The following is an 18,902-nucleotide window of genomic DNA, read 5'->3' as shown; positions in this document are numbered from 1 at the left end:
ATCCGGCCCTGGTGCCGAAAAAACAATAGTCATAAACGCACGCCAAATAATCATAAGGATAACAATGAACGCCTCGATCCCTGCACGCCGTCATTTCCAAGGTCGGCATGGAATTTCGCGCCGAAACATTTCCAAGTTCCGCATGCTGGCGCTGGCCGGGCCGGTCTTGTCGGCCGCCGTCATCATGGCGGTATCCTCGAACGCCTGGGCAGAAAAGTCAGCACTATCGGAGCGACTCGATGACAATCAAGAGGCCCCCCGCCTGACCCAGAAAGAACCCCTGTTCAGCGGGCTGGGAAGAGAGCTCGATGCTGCCGGCATCAAGCCCCATCTATCGCTCTGGTCCCTGTGGGTCGGTAACCCGTCCACCGGCCCCAGAGAAGGGAGTCACGCTGTCACCAATAACATATTCGCCGGGGCCGACTTCGACCTGGAAAGGCTATTTGACATACCCGATGCGACCTTCCACCTGGAGTATATTGCCTTCCCCGGCAATTATAATGTCGGGCAACCCACCACATCCGCCTATGCCGGTGCCGCGGGCGGCTATTTCGGTGGATCGCCGGCGCGCAACGATATTTCCAGCGGTTACCTGTCGCAGTTTTCCTATGAGCAGACCTATTTCGATGGCCGATTGAAGACCGTGCTGGGCCGTACCAACGCCCGGCGCTACTTCTTCGAGAACAACTGTTCCAGTGTCGTGGCCTGCAACGACCCCATCTGGGATTATGCGACGGGGTCGCTCCCGCCACCCTACGCCTCCTGGGGCGCCTTCGGGCAGCTCCGGCTAGGCAACCACAAGAGCCTGAAGCTGGGCGTCTTCGAGTCCGATCCTCAGCAGTATCTGGACAAGGGGCATGGCTTCGACTGGAATCCCTCGGATTCCGCCGGGGAGAGCATTCTTGCCGCCATCGGCCACGAGACGACGTTCTCGGAGGCGACGTATCCCGGACGCTACGAACTCATCGGGTTCTACAACACCAGTGATCAGTACGACCCGCGTACCGGCGAGCGTGACGGCAGTGGTACCGCCGGTGTCATGTTCAAGTTCCGCCAGGCGTTCTGGCGCCCGGATGGGGGACGGGGAGACAGCGTGGACCCGGAGGCGCTGCTCGTGTTCGGATCGATGGAGGCGGCGCCCGGTGACAACCAACCCTACCAGGCCTTCGTCGAAACGGGGCTAACCTATCTGAACCCCTTTGATCGACCGGCCGACATGGCCAATATCAAGGTGAGTTATGCCCGCCTGGGGAGCCGTCAGCTCGAGGCACAGCGCGCCGCTCGTATCGCCAATGGCGGGACGACCGATACCGGGTCCCGGAACGTGTACCGTGTCGAGACGAATTACCATCTTGGCTTGCCCGGCTACGTGTTCCTGGAACCGTCGGTGCAATACGTCATCAACCCCAGCAACGTCTACAACCCGGCGGCGCGGGATCTCAATGACGACGGGGTCGTGGTGGCCTTGCAGTTCGGCATCGATCTGGGCAAGACCCTGGGGCTGAGTGCGTCGGATTGAGAACGGGGCGCCTTGCATAGAGAACGTCGTTGGATGCAGCCTGCAACCGAGAGACAGCGGCCGGCCCGTCAGGGCCGGCCGCTCTCGTTCAGTCATGCACTCGGTCATCCTTGGCGTAGATCGCCGTGTGACGCCGCCCCTGACGGTCCCGCCAGGCGCGATACATGCCCGGGGTATTGAAGACAAGTTGGGTATCCCCAGCCGGCGAGACGGCAATGATTCCGCCCTGGCCGCCGAGAGCCTTCAGCTCCTGAAAGACCACCTCGTGGCAGGCCGCCTCGAGGTCCTTGCCGGCATGGCGCATGCGCGCGGCGATGTCGTGGGCCACGGCGGCACGTATGAAGTATTCGCCGTGCCCGGTGGCGGAAATCGCCGCGCTGCGGTCATCGGCCCAGGTGCCGGCGCCGATCAGCGGAGTGTCTCCGACTCGCGAATAGCGCTTGTTGGTGATACCGCCCGTGGAGGTGGCCGCGGCGACATGACCGTGACGGTCGAGCGCCACGGCGCCCACCGTACCGAACTTGTGGCCCGGCGCTGGATCGTCCTGACCACCACGATGGTCGGCCTCGCTGGGCTCCAGCGTCGGGGCCCCGCCCTTGAGGCGATTGTCCTGCCATTGGCGGCGGCGGAGTTCGGTGTCGTACCAGTCATTGGCGACCTGAGGCAGCTGGTGTTCCACCAGGAAACGATCGGCACCTTCGCCGATGAGCATGACGTGCTCGCTGCATTCCATGACGGCACGCGCCCCGCGGATCGGGTTGCGGACGTGATGAACGCCGGCAATGGCTCCGGCGTTACGATCGCTGCCGCGCATGATCGCGGCGTCCAGTTCATGTCGGCCGTCGTCGGTGAACACGGCGCCCTTGCCGGCATTGAACCAGGGAGAGTCTTCCAGCACCGCGACACTGGCTTCCACGGCGTCCAGACTGCTGCCGCCCGCTTCCAGTATTTGCTGGCCGGCGTCTAGGGCCCGTCGCAGTGTCTCGTGGATGTCGCTTTCGTCCTGCGTGGTCAACAGGCCGGGCGTCAGCACGCCGGCGCCGCCATGAATCGCCATGGCGATGGGGACATCATTCATGCGGTAGAGACTCCGTGATCGAGGATTTGCGTCAGAAACTGCCGGGTACGCGGCGAGCGCGGCGTATCGAAGAATTGTCGGGGTGGGGCTTCCTCGACGATCTCGCCACGGTCCATGAACACCACGCGGTCGGCCACGCGACGCGCAAAGCCCATTTCGTGGGTGACGCAGATCATGGTCATGCCCTCCTTGGCGAGGTCCACCATGACCTCGAGCACTTCGGCGATCATCTCGGGGTCGAGCGCCGAGGTGGGCTCGTCGAAGAGCATGACCTTGGGGCGCATGCACAGGGCGCGGGCGATGGCGATACGCTGCTGCTGGCCACCCGATAGCTGGCCCGGGTACTTGTTGGCGTGTTCGCGCATCTGCACCCGGTCGAGCAGCGCCAGGGCATGCTCGATGGCCTCGGACTGGGCAATGCCGAGGTTGGCGGTCTGGGGGAGCGTGCAGTTCTTGAGAACGCTCAGGTGCGGAAAGAGATTGAAGTGCTGAAAGCACATGCCCACGCTGCGCCGGATGCGCTGCAGGCGCTGGCGGTTGTCGTCAAGTGTCTCGCCCAGTACCTCGAGCGTGCCCTGCTGATGGACTTCGAGCTGGTTGATGCAGCGGATGAGCGTGGACTTGCCCGATCCCGAGGGGCCGCAGATGACGATGCGCTCGCCGCTTCGGACATCCAGCGAGATATCCTTGAGGGCGTGAAACTTGTCATACCACTTGTCGAGGTGCTGGATCCGCACGACGGGTGAATCCTGCGACGGCGTGGCAGAGGGAGAAGTCGATACAGGGCTCATGAGCGGCTCTTTTCCAGTTGTTTTTCCAGATGGCGCGCGTAGCGAGACAGGGCGAAGCAGATGGTGAAGAAGAACATCGCCAGGAACAGATAGACCTCGTGCTCGAGACCCAACCATTCGGGGGCGGAAGTGGTACTCATGGCAATGCCCACGATATCCAGTACCCCGACGACGACGACCAGCGTGGTCTCCTTGAACAGCCCGATGAACTGTGTCAGCAGTGGCGGGATGGTGTTGCGCAACACTTGAGGCAGGATGATCAGTCCCATGGTCTTCCAGTAGGAGAAGCCCAGCGCCTTGGCGGCTTCGTACTGACCCCGCGGTATGCCCTGCAGGCCGCCCCGAATGGTCTCGGCCATGTAGGCGGCGGTGAACATGATCAGCACGATCAGCACCCGCAGCAGGATGTCGATGGTGAAACCTTCGGGAAAGAACAGCTGGATCATCAGTGACGCCATGAACAGCAGCGTGATGACGGGTACCGAACGCACCAGCTCGATGTACAGCACGCTGAGCAGCTTGATGGCGGGTTTGCTCGAGCGGCGACCGAGCGCCAGGAGGATGCCGATCGGCAGGGCGAAGAGCATGCCGATGACGCCCAGGAAGACGGTGACCAGAATGCCCGCGAACTTCGTCGACGAGACCTCCGCCAGCCCCGCGCCTCCCTTGAGCAGCCACCACATCACGAACGGCAGGGCGACCAGGTAGCCCAGCACCCAGCGGCGGTCGATGCGCTTGAGGTAGAGCAGAGGAAAGATCGCCGCCGAGAGTGCGAAGGCGATATTGACGCGCCAGGTCTGCGTGTCCGGATAGAAACCGTAGACGAACAGCTCGATGCGTTGCGTCACGGGTAGCCAGCAGGCGCCGTCGCCGAGACAGTCGGCCTGGCTGTCGCCGCTGAAGGTCGCCGAGAGGATCAGCCAGTCCAGGGCGCGTGGTACAAACCATGCCAGCAGGGCCAGAGTGACGAGTGTCAGCAGGGACTGGAAGGGGGTCGGGAACAGGTGGCGCTTCACCCAGCGCCTGGTGCGCTGCACGCCACCCTGGCGAGGTGGCGATTGCGCCGGACGATGCGTCTGCTCGGGCGTGGAGACGGTCGAGGACGATGACATGGGAGCTCCTTAACCGTGCGTGCGCAGGCTGACGCGGTAGTTGTAGAGATTCATCAACAGCGAGGTGACCAGGCTGAAGACACAGTAGGTCGCCATGACCAGGGCGATGCACTCGATGGCCTGGCCCGTCTGGTTGAGCGTGGTACCACCCGTCGACGACACCAGCTCCATGTAGCCGACGACCACGCCCAGTGATGAATTCTTGATGATGTTGAGGTAGGTGCTGGTGACCTGAGGGATCATCGGATAGATCGCCTGGGGAACGATCAGCCGGAACATGGTGGGCATCTCGGAAAAGCCCAGGGCGTGGGCCGCCTCGTATTGTCCGCGCGGCACCGACTGGATGGAGCCGCGGACGATTTCGGCGATATAGCTGGCGCTGTAGACGGAAAGCGCCAGCCACAGTGCCATCAGCTCGGGGGTGAGGTTGACGCCGCCGCTGAAGCCGAAGCCGCGTGAAACGGGCACATCCCACTGCCAGTGGCTGCCGCTGATCAGGTAGACGATGACCGGCAAGACGACGGCGCCCGCGAGCATGGCGGGCCAGACGGGCGGCCCGAAGCCCTTCCAGGCAAGACCGGCCCGGTAACGCGCCATCAGCGCATAGCCGAGGGCGCCGCCAATGACGACACACAGCAGCCCCCAGCCGACCAGCGCGCCATCGCTGGCCCAGGCGAGCGTCAAGCCGCGGTTGCTGAGATACCCGACATCGAACAGCGAGATGGCCTGGCGTACGCCGGGCAGCGCCAGCATCAGTCCGTACCACCAGATCAGATGGACGATCAACGGGACATTGCGCAGGAATTCGACGGCGAGATAGCTGATCCGGCCCAGCAGCCAGTTCTCCGAGACCCGGCAGACACCGAGGAATACGCCGAGCAGGGTGGCCAGGGTGATGCTCAAGCCCGACACGAGCAGGGTATTGAGCAGGCCGACCAGATAAGCGCGAAAGTAGCTGTCATCCGGGGTGTAGTCGATCAGCCGAAAGCTGATCGCATAGCCGGCGCGTTCCTGCAGGAAGCCGAAGCCCGAGGCGATGCCCAGGGCATCGAGGTTGGCGCTGGCATTGACGATCAGAAGATAGAAGGCGCCGGCGACGAGGGCGAGGATGCCGCCTTGTTGCAATGCACTGAGAACGCGCGCACTTTGCAGGGGATTGTTCCACATGAGCGTTACTCGAGACGATGCCACGCGAACGCAGCGGTGCAGCGGACGATGCTGCGCGACGAGCGCCCGGCCAGGACGAGCCGGACGCTCGGGGTCTTCTAGTACCGGGGCAGCCGGCCGCTTAGCGAATGGGCGCCGGGTAGATCAGCCCGCCGTCGCTCCACAGGCGGTTGAGGCCACGATCGAATTTCAGCGGCGTCTCGGGGCCCACGTTGCGGGCGAATATTTCTGCGTAGTTGCCGACCTGCCTGATGGCCTGGTAGGCCCAGTCGTTGCTCAGTCCGAAGCGCTCGCCGATACGGCCATCGGTGCCCAGCAGGCGAGCGATGTTGGGGTTCCGGGTTTCCTCGCGCAGTGACTCGACGTTCTGCGAGGTGACTTCGAGTTCCTCGGCGTTCATCAAGGCGAAGGCGGTCCAGGTGACGATGTCTCGCCATTGGGCATCGCCCTGGGGTACGTAGGCGCCCAGTGGCTCCTTGGAGATCGTCTCGGGGAGCAGGGTATAGGCGTCGGGATCGGCGAACTGGGTCCGGCGCGAGGCAAGGCCGCTCATGTCGTTGGTAATGGCGTCGCAACGTCCCTTCTGGAAGGCGTTGTACAGTTCCGTGCTCTTCTCGATGACCACGGTGCGATAGCTGAGACCCCGTCGTCCGAAGTAGTCTTCCAGGTTTTGTTCGGAGGTGGTGCCGGGCGACAGGCAGAAGACGGCGCCATCGAGTTCTTCGATGGAATTGACGCCGAAGTCGGCATGCGTCATCACCCCCTGGCCGTCGTAGAACCAGGGCGTAGTGAAGTCTGCACCCAGATTGGCATCCCGCGAGGCTGTCCAGGTCGTGGCTCGTGACAGCACATCGATCTCGCCCGAGGCGAGCGCCGTGAAACGGTTCTTGGCCGTCGTCACCACGAATTCCACCTTCTCGGCATCGCCGAGCACGGCGGCGGCGATCCCGCGGCACAGGTCGACATCCATGCCGCTCCACCGACCCTCATCCGTCAGATAGGAAAAGCCGGCCTTGTCGCTGCTGACACCGCAGCGCAGGGCATCGCGTGCCTTGACGTCATCGAGCAGGCTGGCCTGGGCGGCACCGGCATAGGCCAGGCTCAGGCCCAACAGGCCCATGGCGGTAATCTGTCCCAGCATCTTGTTGTTCTGCATGTTATTTACCTTCCGTTCCGTGACGTTGATTCGAGTAGCCCGGGACCGACGCAGCCGTGAGAAAGAAGCTACGCCATGGCCTCTGACCAGGCCATCGACCCCTGCATCAGGTGTCTCTGGCGCCAGTCGGCGTCTGGTCAACACTACGCACACCCTACGGGTGGCTCTAGCATTGATTGATCGTGACCGCTGTACTGGCTATCGAATATTCGCATGACCTGATATTTTGTCAGTATTCTTTCCCCGTCCGCGCGGTGCTCGGGGCGCCGCGCCCGACTCAGCGAGGCGCCATGGATATCCTCTGGTACGCCGACTTCCTGGCGCTTGCCGAAACCGGCAAATTCACCGCCGCCGCACGGCTTCGTAATTGTTCGCAGTCGACACTGAGCCGGCGTATCCAGTTGCTGGAAGCCCATCTCGGCACGCAGTTGTTCGATCGCGCAGTGACCCCCATCCGTCTGACCGCCTCGGGGGATGCGTTGATACCCGCCGCCGCGGAACTGGTGCGCTTGTCGCATGAATGCGAGCAGAGCGTGAAAGTCGTCGATCGGCCACTGACCTTCGCGTCGCTGCATACGCTGGCATGCAATTTCTTCCCGCAGTGGATCTCGCGCTACTCCACGCCGGAAGCGCCCTTGTTCACGCGTATCGATACCGGCCACAAGAGCACCGAAAACTATTACATGTCGCTGATGTCGGGACGCAGCGATTTCATTCTCTTCTATCGGGACGATGAATCGCAGCGTTACTTCCAGCGCGAGGACTTCGAAGTGCTGTCACTGGGTCACGACGAACTCTATTGGGTAGGGACGCCGGCGCTGGCGCGATCGTGTCGAAGCGGCAAGGGGACGATTCCCTGGTTGACCTATTCGCGGACCGCCCAGCTGCACGAGCTGTCACGGGCCCAGGTCGAGCGTCATCCCGAGCCGTCTCGGCTAAAGCGGGTCTTCGAGGCGACCGTGTCCGAAGCCCTCAAGCCCATGGTGGCCATGGGGCAGGGCATTGCCTGCATGCCTCACAGCATGTCCGCCCCGCTGATCGACGATGGCAGACTGGTTCGTATCTACCCGCAGATGCCGGCGGATCATGTCGAGATCATCCTGGTGCGCTGGCTGGGTAATCGTAATGGCATGGCCGGGGCGTTCTGGCAGCGGCTCAAGAGCGACGGGGGCGTGCCTGACTCCCCCGGCCCCGACGAGGACGCTCCCTGGCGGTAAGACAGCCATGCCCGGTGCCCCTTACCGGCCCATCACAGGTTATGGGTCCACTGCCGATCCTGCGACTACGCTGTTCGGGAGTCCGCCGTGCCCGCTGTCGCACGGCTCATTGCCAAGCAAGGAAGCCAGGGAGGCAACCCATGGATTGGCTCGAAGAGGTCATTCAGTACCTGACCGATCAGAAATTGCAGGTCACCACCGCGGAATCCTGCACCGCGGGGCTGGTGGTGTCCGAACTCGCCAGTGTCCCGGGGAGCGGCCAGTCGATCGACTGCGGTCTGGCGGTGTATTCCCCCGAGGCCAAGAATCGCTATCTCAACGTGCCCTATGAGGCGATGTCGCGCGACGGCCTGACCAGCGAGGCCACCTCGAAGGCGATGGCCCTGGGGGCGCTCAACAACAGTGCCGCTAATCTGGCGCTGGCCAACACCGGCATCGCCGGCCCCAAGCCGGGGGACGACGGCACGCCGGTGGGCACCGTCTGCCTGGCGTGGGCATTTCGCCACGAAGGGCGAGTCTACGTCGTCAGCGAGACGCAGCGGCTTTCCGGCGAGCGTAACGAGGTCCGCCTGAGCGCGGCCCACGAGAGCCTGTCGCGTATCCCGGACCTGCATCGCCAGGTCTGTGACGGCGATATCGCGCCGCTTTGAGCCGGCAGTCGGGTGCGCCAACCCACCGGATGGTCTGGCGACCATCGCAACGTCAACGGCAAGGAGGCTTTGATGAGCAACGATCCTACCTCGCAGGACCAGCGCGCGATCGCCGCGGCGCTGGGTGTCGAAACCCGGCGTGATCCCGCCGAGCAGGTCGCGCGTCGGCTGCGCTTTCTGGAGCAGGAAATGCGGGAAAGTGGCCAGCATGCCCTGGTACTGGGGATCAGTGGGGGTATCGATTCCACCGTCGCCGGGCGCCTGTCGCAACTGGCCGTCGAGGCGGTGCGCGACGCTTTGCCCGATGCCCGGTTCTGGGCGCTGCGACTGCCCTACGGCACCCAGAAGGATGATGACGAGGCCGCCCAGGCGCTGGACTTCATCGCCCCCGACGAGGTCCTGACGGTGGATATCCAGCCGGCCAGCGATGCCATGCTCGAGTCCCTGGAGACGGGCGGGGTGACGTTTCGCGACGATGAGCAGCGCGATTTCGTGATGGGCAACATCAAGGCGCGCCAGCGGATGATCGCCCAGTACGCGGTGGCGGGGACTCACGGTGGCCTGGTGGTGGGTACCGATCAGGCCGCCGAGGCGGTGATGGGCTTCTTCACCAAGTTCGGCGATGGTGCCTGCGACCTGACGCCGTTGGCCGGGCTGACCAAGGGGCAAGTGCGCGACATCGCCAGCCACCTCGGCGCACCGCAGTGGCTGGTCGACAAGGTGCCCACGGCGGATCTCGAATCGCTGCGTCCTCAGCGCAGCGACGAGGACGCGCTGGGCGTCAGCTACGAGGCCATCGACCGTTTTCTCTCGGGAGAGACGGTCGCCGACGAGGACGCCCGTACCATCATCGCGGGTTATCGCAAGACCGAGCACAAGCGTCGTTTGCCCAAGGCCCCTGACTGAACGAGGCCTGATAGCCTGTTAGAAAGTACCGCGGGGCGCAGTGGCGCCCCGTTTTTCTTGTCCGGCGCCTTCTCGCGCCTCTCTTCGGCTTCTTCTCTCGCCATCCGCGACATCCTGCCACGGGGCTCTTCACCGCGAATTTTCCCCGCGATCGAGCCTCTTTTTGCGTCGATTCCTGCCGGCGGGGCGGTACTGCTGCGCTGGGTGGGCCGATGCGAGCGTCTTTCTCCGACTCTTCGACTAAAGGTTAATTGATTGGACTAAAGTCTAAGAGTCGGGCATAATGGTTCCATCACCTGAAACAACCAGGGAGCGACACATCATGAAGACGCAAGAAACCGCACCGGCCAAGCTGTCTCTGAGCAAGCGTATCGGCAAGGCCGCTTACCGCGTGCTGGAAGCCATGACCGAGAGCGCCTACCAGGGCTTTCTGGCCCAAGGTGGCCTGCGCTACGGCATCGACTGAATAGCAGACGTCGTGGCACCCCCGGCAGGGGAGCGCCACGATGGTAGGCCGCCTGCAGTGGCCCCGCCCTTACGAAAACGCCGCGATCTCGATCGCGGCGTTTTCGTGTCCGTGGTTCTGCGGTGAGCTGTCTACTTACCACCAGTGCTGCGGGTAACGCCGATGGCGGGCCAGGTTGTTGACGGTGACGGCCACCGCGAGCATGAACAGGCAGCCGGCGGCGACCGGCATCAGCGCATAACCCAGTCCGAGCGCGTGAAGCGGCTCGCTGCCGATCACCGCGATCAGCGCCGTGGCACCGCCCGGCGGGTGCAGGGTATGGGTCAATTGCATCACCAGGATGGCGGTCGAGACGGCCGCCGCCGCTGCCAGCCAGGTGTCGCCGAGGAAGTGCCAGCACAGCACGCCGATCAACGCCGAGAGCACGTTGCCGCCCAGCACGTTGCGCGGCTGGGCGAGGGGGCTTTCCGGCGCGGCGTAGAGCAGCACCGAGGTGGCGCCGAAGGAGCCGATCATCAGCAGCGGCTGCGTCTCCAGCAGGCGGCTGCTCAGCAGCCCCACGCCGGCCACGCCCACGAAGGCACCCAGCCAGGACCAGCAGGCGTCCTTCCAGCACGGTGTCGCGCGCTGCACCGGCGCGCCCTTCATCTTACCCAGATAGCTTCGGACCATGGTGTTTTCGTCTGGCTCTCCATTTGGCGGGCGATCATTCTGCCCAAGACGGGGCCGGAAGCGAAATGCCGTTTCGCTATGAAACTAATCGCTGACGTCGAGACGCCCGCTTCGCGACTCAGGGGGGATAGCGTCCGCTGCGGCGGTTCTTAACCAGGATCTATAGCCCAGGGCCGAGTCTTTGGCGGTGAAAGATCGCCTGATAGAGACGTGCTAGCCAGGCAAGCGATGCCTCTAAAGTATTAAACGGTTCTCTTGCGCCACACCTTGCGCAGCATCCCATTCACTTGATGCATCATCGCCGAGGGGGGCTCCTTGCGGCGACTGCACAGGATCGGCGAGGTCAGGCCGCTCTCCGCTAACGGCGCGTAGGCGATGTCATCGCGCTGCAGCCGCTGGACCTGCTCGGGCACCAGGGTGAAGCCCATTTCCGACGCAACCAGGCCGATCGCCGTCTGTAGTTCGTTGGCTTCCTGAATCACGTTGACCTTGAGGCCGCGGCGGCGGAACAGGCCCAGCACGATGTCCGCGTAGCTGGGCCGGGGCGTGGCCGGGTAGACGATCAATGGCGTGCCGGCGAGCTCGCTCAGGGTCGGCGTGGTGCCGACCAGCGGGTGGGTAGCGGGCAGCGCGGCGATGATCGGCTCGTCGAACAGCACCTCCTGCTCGACCTCCGGGTCATCGATACGCAGCCGGCCGAAGCCGATGTCGATACGTCCGGCCTTGAGGGCCTGGATCTGCTGCACGGTGGTCAGCTCGCTCAACGTCAACTCGACCTCCTCCTTTTGTCGTAGCTGACGAATCAGCAACGGCAGCTCGCTGTAGAAGATCGACGGCACGAAGCCGATGGCGAAGACCTGCCTGCCGCTGCGTGCCAGACGGCGGGTCGCGAGGACGGTGGAGTCGACTTTTTCGAGGATCTGCAGGGCGTGCTCATGGAAGAACTGGCCGGTGGGGGTGAGCGCCAGGCCGCGCGCATGCCGGCGGAACAGCGCGGTACCCAACTCCGACTCCAACTGTTTGATTTGTCGAGTCAATGGCGGTTGGGCCATATGCAACCGCTGGGCCGCGCGGGTCAGATTGAGTTCCTCCGCCACGACGCAGAAATAGCGTAGATGCCGCAGCTCCATGATACCTCCAGGGTATGGCTAGGCACTCAAACGATATTGGTTGGCTTCCCTGCCGGCAAGCAGACTGTGGTCCATCGTCCCCAGGATTGCCGAAATCACCATGACCGCACGCATCGAATCCATCGAAACTCTGCTGGTCGATCTGCCGACCATTCGCCCGCACAAGCTTTCCATGACCACCATGGCCTGCCAGACGCTGGTGATCGTGCGCATGTGGCATTCCGATGGTATCGAGGGCATCGGCGAGGGCACCACCATCGGTGGCCTGAGTTATGGCCCGGAAAGCCCGGAAAGCATCAAGCGCAACATCGACTGCTACCTGGCGCCGCTGCTGGTCGGCGAGCCCTCGAGCAACCTCAATGCCCTGCGGGCCCGCATGCACACCCAGGTGCGCGGCAACACCATCGCCAAGTCGGCGCTCGAGACCGCACTGCTCGATGCCCAGGGCAAGCGCCTGGGGCTGTCGGTGGCCGAGCTGCTGGGCGGCGCGCGGCATGACCATCTGCCGGTGCTGTGGACCCTGGCCAGCGGCGATACCCGAAAGGACATCGACGAGGCCTTCCAGCGCCTCGACGACCGGCGGCATGGCGACTTCAAACTCAAGATCGGTGCCAACGCCGTCGACGACGATGTCCGCCACGTGGCGGCGATCAAGGCGGCGCTGGGCGATCGTGCCAGCGTACGCGTCGACGTCAATCAGGCCTGGGACGAAGCCACCGCCGTGCGTGGCATCGCCGCACTGCAGGACGCCGGCATCGCCCTGATCGAGCAGCCGATCCCGGCCCGCGAACATGCCGGGCTGGCCCGACTGGCGCAACGTTTCGTGGTGCCGATGCTCGCCGACGAAGCGGTGGCCGATGCCCGCGACGGCTTCAGCCTGGCGGCCGCCGGCTTCAGTGGCGCCGTCGCCCTGAAGATCGCCAAGGCCGGTGGCCCGCGCGGCGCGCTGGAGCTGGCCGGTGTCTCGCGGGCAGCGGGCATCGGCTTGTATGGCGGCACCATGCTCGAGGGCACCATTGGCACGGCCGCCGCGCTGCACGCCTGGGCGACCCTCGGCGAACTGACCTGGGGCACCGAGATGTTCGGCCCGCTGCTGCTCACCGACGACATCGTCACCGAGCCGCTGAACTATCACGAATTCGGCGTCGACCTGCCGCGCGGGCCGGGGCTGGGCGTCGCCCTCGATGAAGACAAGCTGAGCTTCTACCGCCGCAAGGACGGCTGAAGTCGAGTCGAACCCGGAGGATCACCGATGCTGTTTCACGTCGAAATGACCGTCAAGCTCCCCCCCGACATGCCGGCCGAACGCGCCGCCGAGATCAAGGCGACCGAAAAGGCCTATTCTCAGGACCTCCAGCGCCAGGGCAAGTGGCGCCACCTGTGGCGGGTCGCCGGTAGCTACGCCAACGTCAGCGTCTTCGATGTCGAGGACAACGCCGAACTTCAGGAGATCATCAGCGGCCTGCCCCTGTTTCCCTACATGGAAATCCACGTCAAGCCGCTGTGTCGCCATCCCTCGTCCGTGCGGGACGGCGATCACTGAGCACGCCCGCGCCAGCCCGAGTGCCCTGAAAGCCAAACCAAAAAGCCAGACCCATAAGGCATTACAACAACCGAGGAGCCAGACCATGTCAGTCAAGATTTTCGATACCCCCGAGGTCCAGGATTTCCTGAACGCCGTCAGCGGTTTCGACAAGCAAGGCGGTAACACGCGTGCCAAGCAGATCCTGCACCGCCTGGTCGCCGATCTTTACAAGCTGATCGACGACTTCGACGTCACCCCCGAGGAGTACTGGTCGGCGGTGAGCGTGCTCAACGCGCTGGGCGGCCAGACCCAGTTCGGCCTGCTCTCCCCGGGGCTCGGCTTCGATCACTATCTGGACATGCGCCAGGATGCCATCGACGCCGAGGCCCGGCGGACCGGCAGTACCCCGCGGACCATCGAGGGCCCGCTCTACGTGGCCGGCGCGCCGGAGACCGAGGGCTTCGCGCGCATGGACGACGGCAGCGACAGCGCCGGCGAAGCGATGTGGCTGACCGGGCAGGTGCGTGACATCGACGGCAAGCCGATCGCCGGGGCCAAGGTCGAGATCTGGCACGCCGATTCCAAGGGCAATTACTCGTTCTTCGACCCGAGCCAGAGCGAATACAACCTGCGCCGTACCATCGTCACCGACGCCGAAGGCCGCTACACCGCGCGCAGCATCATCCCCTCCGGCTATGCGGTGCCGAACGGCAGCCCCACCGACCAGGTGCTCAAGCTGCTCGGTCGCCACGGCGAGCGTCCGGCGCACATCCACTACTTCATCTCCGCGCCGGGTCACCAGCACCTGACCACCCAGATCAACCTGGCCGGCGATCCCTATACCTTCGACGACTTCGCCTTCGCCACCCGCGAGGAACTGGTGATCCCCGCCCAGCGCATCGACGACCCCGCCGAAATCGCCCGGCGCGAGCTGGACGGGCCGTTCTCGGAGGTGGTGTTCGACATCGTGCTGGCCAGGACCGACGAGACCGCGTTGCAGAACCGTCACGCTCGCCCGCGTGCCAAGGAAGACGAGCAGGACCAGGCCAGCCAGCTGGCCGGCGCCGCCAAGGTGTGATCCCGGTGGGCCGGCGGTACCACGCCGCCCGCCGCCCCAAGACGATAACGATAAAGACAAGGAAGGAGCTCTCCATGCGATATCTCCTGTCGGCTACCGCGCTGGCCCTGGGCGGCTGCCTGCTCGCCGACTCCGCCCTGGCCGTCAACGGCCATTACGTGGCCGGTGTCGAAGGGTTGCGTGCGGCGACCGTGCCGCCCCCCGGTACCTATTACCGCGCCTACCTGGTGCATTATCGGATCGATTCGCTGACCGATGGCCGCGGCGATGACCTGCCGGGCGACAACGATGGCTCGGTCAGCGCCTTGGTCAGCCGCCTGGTGTGGATCAGCGACAAGCGCTTCCTGGGCGCCGATTACGGCGCCGAGGCCATCGTGCCGCTACAGCGAACGTCGCTGGACTTCGACGCCGTCGGCATCGATGACCGCGACAGCGGCGTCGGCGATATCTTCCTGAGCCCGCTGGTACTGGGCTGGCACGGTCACCGCTGGGATGCCGTGTTCGCCGCCGGCGAATGGTTCGACACTGCGGACTACGATGCCGGTGACCCCGCCACCACCGGCAAGGGATTTCGCACCACCATGCTGACCCTGGGCGGCACCCTCTATTTCGATGCTGCGAAGAGCTGGTCGTTCTCGGCCCTGTCGCGCTACGAGATCAACGGTGAACAGGACACCACGGGTATTACCCCGGGCGACAGCCTGACCGTGGAGTGGGGGCTCGGCAAACGCCTCGCCAGCGGTCTGGAAATCGGCCTGGTCGGCTACGATGCCTGGCAGCTCGAACGCGATGAGGATGTGCCATCCGGCGCGCCCAACGACAAGGCCGAACAGCATGCGATTGGTGCCGAGGCTGGTTATTTCTGGCCCAAGGCCGGACTGGGGCTCAATGCCGCCTACCTCAACGAGTACACCGCAAAGGATCGGCCTCAGGGCGACATGTTGCGCCTGACCCTGACCAAGGTGCTGTGACGCCAGGCCCGAAGACGGTCGAGACAAAGGAGTTGAACTCATGCAAGCCCCCCTGTTTCCCGTTCGGGTGCGCCACCGTACCCAGCTTGCCGAGGGCATCATCGGCCTGGAGCTGGTGGCTCCCGACGGCCAGGCGCTGCCAGCGTTCGGCGCCGGTGCGCACATCGATGTCGAACTGCCCAATGGGTTGATCCGGCAGTACTCGCTGATAGGCGATAGCCTGCACGCGGCCCACTACGAGATCGCCATTCTGCGCGAGCCGCAAGGGCGCGGGGGCTCCGCCTGTGCCCATGACGCCATCCAGGCAGGTGACACCCTGCGCATCGGTTCCCCACGCAACCAGTTCACGCTGGTACCGGCACGCCACACGCTGCTGTTCGCGGGCGGCATCGGTGTCACGCCGATCCTGGCGATGGCGGAACAACTGGCGCGTCAGGGCGACGCGTTCACCCTGCACTACTGCACGCGCTCGAGTGCATCGACCGCCTTCAGGGAACGCCTCGCCAATTCGGCCTTTGCCGAGCGCATACATTTCCACTTCGACGACGGGGACGCCACGCAACGACTCGACAGCGAAGCGGTGCTCGCCACTGTCGATGACGACAGCCACCTCTACGTGTGCGGCCCCGCCGGCTTCATGGAACACGTCATCGCCACCGCACGGCGCCTGGGCTGGCCCGATGACCGCATTCACCGCGAGTACTTCGCGGGCGCGGTCGAGGCTTCAGCCAATGCCGATGACGGCGAATTCGAGGTCGAACTGGCCGCGACCGGCCAGGTCGTGCGCGTGCCCCCGGAACAGACGGTGGCCGAGGCGCTAATGGCTGCCGGTATCGAGGTGGCGCTGTCCTGTGAACAAGGTATCTGCGGAAGCTGTGCCATGCGCGTCGTCGACGGTGATCCCGAGCACCGCGACATGTTCTTCAGCGATGAGGAGCACGCTGCCGGCCAGTGTTTCACGCCTTGTTGCTCGCGAGCCAGGTCGCCGCGCCTGGTTCTCGATTTCTTTCCCTGAACCGAGCAAGACCGAGCCGTCAGGCTCACTCCACAACAAGACGTTCGCCAAGCGACCCTGAGGAGGTTGACCCATGAACACGGAACGCCAGAACCACAGTCCTTATCTGATGAACACCTGGTATGTTGCGGCGTTGTCGCAAGAGGTCGATGCCGAGCAACTGTTCCACCGGACCCTGCTCGACACGCCGGTACTGATCTACCGCAAGCAGGACGGTACCCCGGTCGCGATCCACGATCGCTGCCCACACCGTTTCGCCCCACTGCACATGGGCTGGCGAGAGGGCGACGAGGTCGTCTGTCTTTACCATGCCCTGCGTTTCGATTGTGCCGGCAAATGCACGCATAATCCGCACGGCAACGGCATGATTCCCAAGGCGGCCCAGGTGCGCAGCTTTCCGCTGGCCGAGTGCGACGGCTTCCTGTGGATTTGGATGGGTGACGCGCCGGCCGACTACGAGCGGATCCCGGATCACGGCGAACTGGTCAGCGGCCACCCGGATAGCGTCGGTTACACCTACATGCCGGTCAACGGCAACTATCAACTGATCACCGACAATGTGATGGATCTCAGCCACATCGATCACGTCCATGGCGAGATCATCACCACGCGCGGTCAACTCACGCCCCTGGTCCCCAAAGTCAGTGATGACTCACATTCGGTCACGGCGCGCTGGGAATGGCAGCAGGCCCCGGCGATGCTGATCTTCAATCAGTTCCTGCCCGACCCCGAAGGCGAGGCGCGGCACTTCTTCGACATCACCTGGACGCCGCCGGGCAATATCCAGCTCTCGGTCGGCGCCACCCAGGACCCCGAGGCCAGTCTCGATCTGGACGGCTGTATCGCCCAGTACGACCTGCATACCGTCACCCCGGAGAGTGTCGACCGGACCCATTACTTCTTCGCCACGCGACGCAACCATCGCGAGGAGGACGCGGAATACAATGAACAGAAGATCAAGGCGATGCATGCCGCCTTCGAGGACGAGGACGTACCGATCATCGAGGCGGTTCACGCCGAGATGAAAACCACGGACTTCTTCAGTCTCAAACCGGTGCTGATGAGCAACGACATCGCCCCGGTGAAAGTCCGCAAGCTGCTCACCAGGCTGATCGAGGCCGAACGGCAAGCGGCCGAGAAAAGCGATACGCTGATCGCGGCGAGCTGAGCCCCTCGCCGTCCAGGGACGCTATCCTCCGGCCGGGGGATAGCGTCTTGCTACCGAAAGCCTCGGAAAAATACCCTCAAGAGGGACGGGCATGTTAATGCCCCACTCACGGAATCGGCAGCCCGGGACATGGCGACCAAGCGCCACGCCCATGAGTGGCGTAACTACTGCAGCGAGCGCCGTAGCCGCGCCAGGGCGGCGAGGAAGAAAGTCGCGCCGATACCGGCCAGGGCGAGCATTTGCGGCCAGATCACCGCCAGGCCGGCGCCGCGGAACAGCACCGCCTGGGCCAGGATCACGAAGTGGGTGGTGGGGGCGACGAGCATCACCCGCTGGACGAATTCGGGCATGCTCTCGCGGGGCGACATGCCGCCGGAGAGTATCTCCAGCGGGATCAGCACCAGAATGATCAACAGCCCCAGCTGTGGCATCGAGCGCGCCAGGGTGGCGAAGAAGATGCCCATCGAGGTGGTCGCGAACAGCAGCAAGGCGGCACCGACGATGAATAGCGCCAGCGAGCCCTGCAGGGGTATCGCCAGCCAGCCCTCGACGACCGCGATCAACGAGACCAGCGCGGCGACGAGCACCACTGCGGCCATCGAGCCGACCTTGGCGAGCATGATTTCCAGCGGCGTCACCGGCATCACCAGCAGGTGCTCCAGGGTGCCGTGTTCGCGCTCGCGGATCAGCGCGGCGCCGGTGAGGATGATCGACAGCAGGGTGATCTGGTTGACGACCTCGTTGATGGCGCCGAACCAGGCACGGGTCAGATTGGGGTTGAAGGCGTTGCGGACCACCAGCTCGACCGGCGCGGCGGCGTCTTGCCGGTAGCGCTGCACGAAGGTCCGCGTCTCGTCGTCGAGAATCTGCCGGATGTAGCCGGCGCCGGTGAAGGCCTGACTGATCTGGGTGGCATCGACGTTGAGCTGCACGGTGGGCGACTCGCCGGCCAGCAGGTCCTGCTGGAAGTCGGGCGGAATGACCAGGGTGAAGGTGTAGCGACCGTCGTCCATGCCACGGTCCATCGCGCTCAGGTCGATTCGCTCGGGCGGCAGGAAGTAGGGCAGCTGGAAGGCGTTGAGCAGGCGCTGCGAGGCCTGCGACTGGTCTTCGTCGACCACCGCCAGGGTGGCCCGGTGCGGCGCCTCGGGGACGCCGGTGGCGCTGGCGTAGATGCCCAGGGTGAAGGCGTAGACGATCAGCAGCAGCAGCGCCGGGTCGCGATAGAGACTGCGCAGTTCCTTGAGGCCGAGCTGCAGGACGTTGGCGAGGCGAGGCATG

At 64.3% G+C, this 18,902-nt stretch carries 19 protein-coding genes; 11 read left to right on the top strand and 8 right to left on the bottom strand.

What is annotated here, in order from left to right; genetic code table 11:
* Positions 1–64 precede the first annotated feature (64 nt).
* Positions 65–1,519, top strand: a complete 1,455-nt coding sequence (locus tag D0901_RS06625; protein ID WP_129139513.1) for a carbohydrate porin — start codon at positions 65–67, stop codon at positions 1,517–1,519.
* Between the two features lie 88 nt (positions 1,520–1,607).
* Here the strand turns inward: D0901_RS06625 and D0901_RS06620 are convergent, their stop codons facing one another.
* From D0901_RS06620 to D0901_RS06600, 5 genes are all read right to left on the bottom strand, one after another.
* Entirely contained in the window at positions 1,608–2,597 is a 990-nt protein-coding gene (locus tag D0901_RS06620) for an isoaspartyl peptidase/L-asparaginase family protein (protein WP_129139512.1), read from the bottom strand.
* Complete coding sequence (locus tag D0901_RS06615; protein ID WP_129139511.1) at positions 2,594–3,388, bottom strand: amino acid ABC transporter ATP-binding protein; 795 nt, start codon at positions 3,386–3,388, stop codon at positions 2,594–2,596. The genes D0901_RS06620 and D0901_RS06615 overlap by 4 nt, the downstream gene beginning before the upstream one ends.
* Positions 3,385–4,500, bottom strand: coding sequence for an amino acid ABC transporter permease (locus D0901_RS06610; RefSeq protein WP_129139510.1), 1,116 nt, complete (start codon positions 4,498–4,500; stop codon positions 3,385–3,387). Before D0901_RS06610 ends, D0901_RS06615 begins: the two co-directional genes overlap by 4 nt.
* A 9-nt stretch (positions 4,501–4,509) precedes the next feature.
* Positions 4,510–5,667 carry an amino acid ABC transporter permease gene (locus D0901_RS06605; RefSeq protein ID WP_129139509.1) on the bottom strand — a complete coding sequence of 386 codons (1,158 nt, stop codon included), beginning with the start codon at positions 5,665–5,667 and terminating at the stop codon, positions 4,510–4,512.
* A gap of 121 nt (positions 5,668–5,788) precedes the next feature.
* Positions 5,789–6,823 carry an amino acid ABC transporter substrate-binding protein gene (locus D0901_RS06600; protein WP_129139508.1) on the bottom strand — a complete coding sequence of 345 codons (1,035 nt, stop codon included), beginning with the start codon at positions 6,821–6,823 and terminating at the stop codon, positions 5,789–5,791.
* Between the two features lie 290 nt (positions 6,824–7,113).
* Between D0901_RS06600 and D0901_RS06595 the strand changes: the two genes are divergently transcribed.
* The 4 genes from D0901_RS06595 to D0901_RS21040 all read left to right on the top strand — a co-directional run bounded on the left by D0901_RS06595 (position 7,114) and on the right by D0901_RS21040 (position 10,062).
* Positions 7,114–8,040 (top strand): LysR family transcriptional regulator, encoded by a 927-nt coding sequence (locus D0901_RS06595; RefSeq protein ID WP_129139507.1) that lies wholly within the window; start codon positions 7,114–7,116, stop codon positions 8,038–8,040.
* 140 nt (positions 8,041–8,180) lie between these two features.
* Positions 8,181–8,690 (top strand): CinA family protein, encoded by a 510-nt coding sequence (locus D0901_RS06590; RefSeq protein WP_129139506.1) that lies wholly within the window; start codon positions 8,181–8,183, stop codon positions 8,688–8,690.
* Positions 8,691–8,762: 72 nt separating this feature from the next.
* Complete coding sequence (gene nadE, locus D0901_RS06585; protein ID WP_129139505.1) at positions 8,763–9,596, top strand: ammonia-dependent NAD(+) synthetase; 834 nt, start codon at positions 8,763–8,765, stop codon at positions 9,594–9,596.
* Between the two features lie 322 nt (positions 9,597–9,918).
* Complete coding sequence (locus D0901_RS21040) at positions 9,919–10,062, top strand: hypothetical protein (protein ID WP_203234809.1); 144 nt, start codon at positions 9,919–9,921, stop codon at positions 10,060–10,062.
* Between the two features lie 135 nt (positions 10,063–10,197).
* Here D0901_RS21040 and D0901_RS06580 read toward each other — a convergent pair whose 3' ends face one another.
* Positions 10,198–10,734: an HPP family protein gene (locus D0901_RS06580; protein WP_129139504.1), complete on the bottom strand. Its 537-nt coding sequence runs from the start codon at positions 10,732–10,734 to the stop codon at positions 10,198–10,200.
* Positions 10,735–10,976: 242 nt separating this feature from the next.
* Entirely contained in the window at positions 10,977–11,864 is an 888-nt protein-coding gene (locus D0901_RS06575) for a LysR family transcriptional regulator (protein WP_129139503.1), read from the bottom strand.
* 100 nt (positions 11,865–11,964) lie between these two features.
* Between D0901_RS06575 and D0901_RS06570 the strand changes: the two genes are divergently transcribed.
* From D0901_RS06570 to D0901_RS06545, 6 genes are all read left to right on the top strand, one after another.
* Positions 11,965–13,089 (top strand): muconate/chloromuconate family cycloisomerase, encoded by a 1,125-nt coding sequence (locus D0901_RS06570; protein ID WP_129139502.1) that lies wholly within the window; start codon positions 11,965–11,967, stop codon positions 13,087–13,089.
* A gap of 27 nt (positions 13,090–13,116) precedes the next feature.
* On the top strand, positions 13,117–13,407 hold the full coding sequence (gene catC, locus D0901_RS06565) for a muconolactone Delta-isomerase (protein WP_129139501.1): 291 nt from the start codon (positions 13,117–13,119) through the stop codon (positions 13,405–13,407).
* A gap of 85 nt (positions 13,408–13,492) precedes the next feature.
* Positions 13,493–14,467 carry a catechol 1,2-dioxygenase gene (catA, locus tag D0901_RS06560; protein WP_129139500.1) on the top strand — a complete coding sequence of 325 codons (975 nt, stop codon included), beginning with the start codon at positions 13,493–13,495 and terminating at the stop codon, positions 14,465–14,467.
* Positions 14,468–14,541: 74 nt separating this feature from the next.
* Complete coding sequence (locus tag D0901_RS06555) at positions 14,542–15,438, top strand: SphA family protein (RefSeq protein ID WP_129139499.1); 897 nt, start codon at positions 14,542–14,544, stop codon at positions 15,436–15,438.
* Positions 15,439–15,478: 40 nt separating this feature from the next.
* Entirely contained in the window at positions 15,479–16,453 is a 975-nt protein-coding gene (locus D0901_RS06550) for a PDR/VanB family oxidoreductase (RefSeq protein WP_129139498.1), read from the top strand.
* 73 nt (positions 16,454–16,526) lie between these two features.
* Entirely contained in the window at positions 16,527–17,621 is a 1,095-nt protein-coding gene (locus D0901_RS06545; protein ID WP_129139497.1) for an aromatic ring-hydroxylating oxygenase subunit alpha, read from the top strand.
* Positions 17,622–17,785: 164 nt separating this feature from the next.
* On the opposite strand, the gene D0901_RS06540 is transcribed toward D0901_RS06545, so the two are convergent.
* Positions 17,786–18,901, bottom strand: coding sequence for an ABC transporter permease (locus D0901_RS06540; RefSeq protein WP_129139496.1), 1,116 nt, complete (start codon positions 18,899–18,901; stop codon positions 17,786–17,788).
* Between the last annotated feature and the right edge of the window lies 1 nt (position 18,902).

Origin of the sequence: Modicisalibacter coralii (assembly GCF_004117855.1) — a bacterium.
GTDB lineage: Bacteria > Pseudomonadota > Gammaproteobacteria > Pseudomonadales > Halomonadaceae > Modicisalibacter > Modicisalibacter coralii.
Note: the sequence above shows the minus strand (reverse complement) of the source record. Positions and strands in the feature narration are given on the sequence as shown.

What these genes read in the sequence shown, in the direction of transcription:
- D0901_RS06625 (WP_129139513.1), top strand. Translation starts at nt 65, where the DNA reads ATGAACGCCTCGATCCCTGCACGCCGTCATTTCCAAGGTCGGCATGGA.
- D0901_RS06620 (WP_129139512.1), bottom strand. Translation starts at nt 2,597, where the DNA reads ATGAATGATGTCCCCATCGCCATGGCGATTCATGGCGGCGCCGGCGTG.
- D0901_RS06615 (WP_129139511.1), bottom strand. Translation starts at nt 3,388, where the DNA reads ATGAGCCCTGTATCGACTTCTCCCTCTGCCACGCCGTCGCAGGATTCA.
- D0901_RS06610 (WP_129139510.1), bottom strand. Translation starts at nt 4,500, where the DNA reads ATGTCATCGTCCTCGACCGTCTCCACGCCCGAGCAGACGCATCGTCCG.
- D0901_RS06605 (WP_129139509.1), bottom strand. Translation starts at nt 5,667, where the DNA reads ATGTGGAACAATCCCCTGCAAAGTGCGCGCGTTCTCAGTGCATTGCAA.
- D0901_RS06600 (WP_129139508.1), bottom strand. Translation starts at nt 6,823, where the DNA reads ATGCAGAACAACAAGATGCTGGGACAGATTACCGCCATGGGCCTGTTG.
- D0901_RS06595 (WP_129139507.1), top strand. Translation starts at nt 7,114, where the DNA reads ATGGATATCCTCTGGTACGCCGACTTCCTGGCGCTTGCCGAAACCGGC.
- D0901_RS06590 (WP_129139506.1), top strand. Translation starts at nt 8,181, where the DNA reads ATGGATTGGCTCGAAGAGGTCATTCAGTACCTGACCGATCAGAAATTG.
- nadE (WP_129139505.1), top strand. Translation starts at nt 8,763, where the DNA reads ATGAGCAACGATCCTACCTCGCAGGACCAGCGCGCGATCGCCGCGGCG.
- D0901_RS21040 (WP_203234809.1), top strand. Translation starts at nt 9,919, where the DNA reads ATGAAGACGCAAGAAACCGCACCGGCCAAGCTGTCTCTGAGCAAGCGT.
- D0901_RS06580 (WP_129139504.1), bottom strand. Translation starts at nt 10,734, where the DNA reads ATGGTCCGAAGCTATCTGGGTAAGATGAAGGGCGCGCCGGTGCAGCGC.
- D0901_RS06575 (WP_129139503.1), bottom strand. Translation starts at nt 11,864, where the DNA reads ATGGAGCTGCGGCATCTACGCTATTTCTGCGTCGTGGCGGAGGAACTC.
- D0901_RS06570 (WP_129139502.1), top strand. Translation starts at nt 11,965, where the DNA reads ATGACCGCACGCATCGAATCCATCGAAACTCTGCTGGTCGATCTGCCG.
- catC (WP_129139501.1), top strand. Translation starts at nt 13,117, where the DNA reads ATGCTGTTTCACGTCGAAATGACCGTCAAGCTCCCCCCCGACATGCCG.
- catA (WP_129139500.1), top strand. Translation starts at nt 13,493, where the DNA reads ATGTCAGTCAAGATTTTCGATACCCCCGAGGTCCAGGATTTCCTGAAC.
- D0901_RS06555 (WP_129139499.1), top strand. Translation starts at nt 14,542, where the DNA reads ATGCGATATCTCCTGTCGGCTACCGCGCTGGCCCTGGGCGGCTGCCTG.
- D0901_RS06550 (WP_129139498.1), top strand. Translation starts at nt 15,479, where the DNA reads ATGCAAGCCCCCCTGTTTCCCGTTCGGGTGCGCCACCGTACCCAGCTT.
- D0901_RS06545 (WP_129139497.1), top strand. Translation starts at nt 16,527, where the DNA reads ATGAACACGGAACGCCAGAACCACAGTCCTTATCTGATGAACACCTGG.
- D0901_RS06540 (WP_129139496.1), bottom strand. Translation starts at nt 18,901, where the DNA reads ATGCCTCGCCTCGCCAACGTCCTGCAGCTCGGCCTCAAGGAACTGCGC.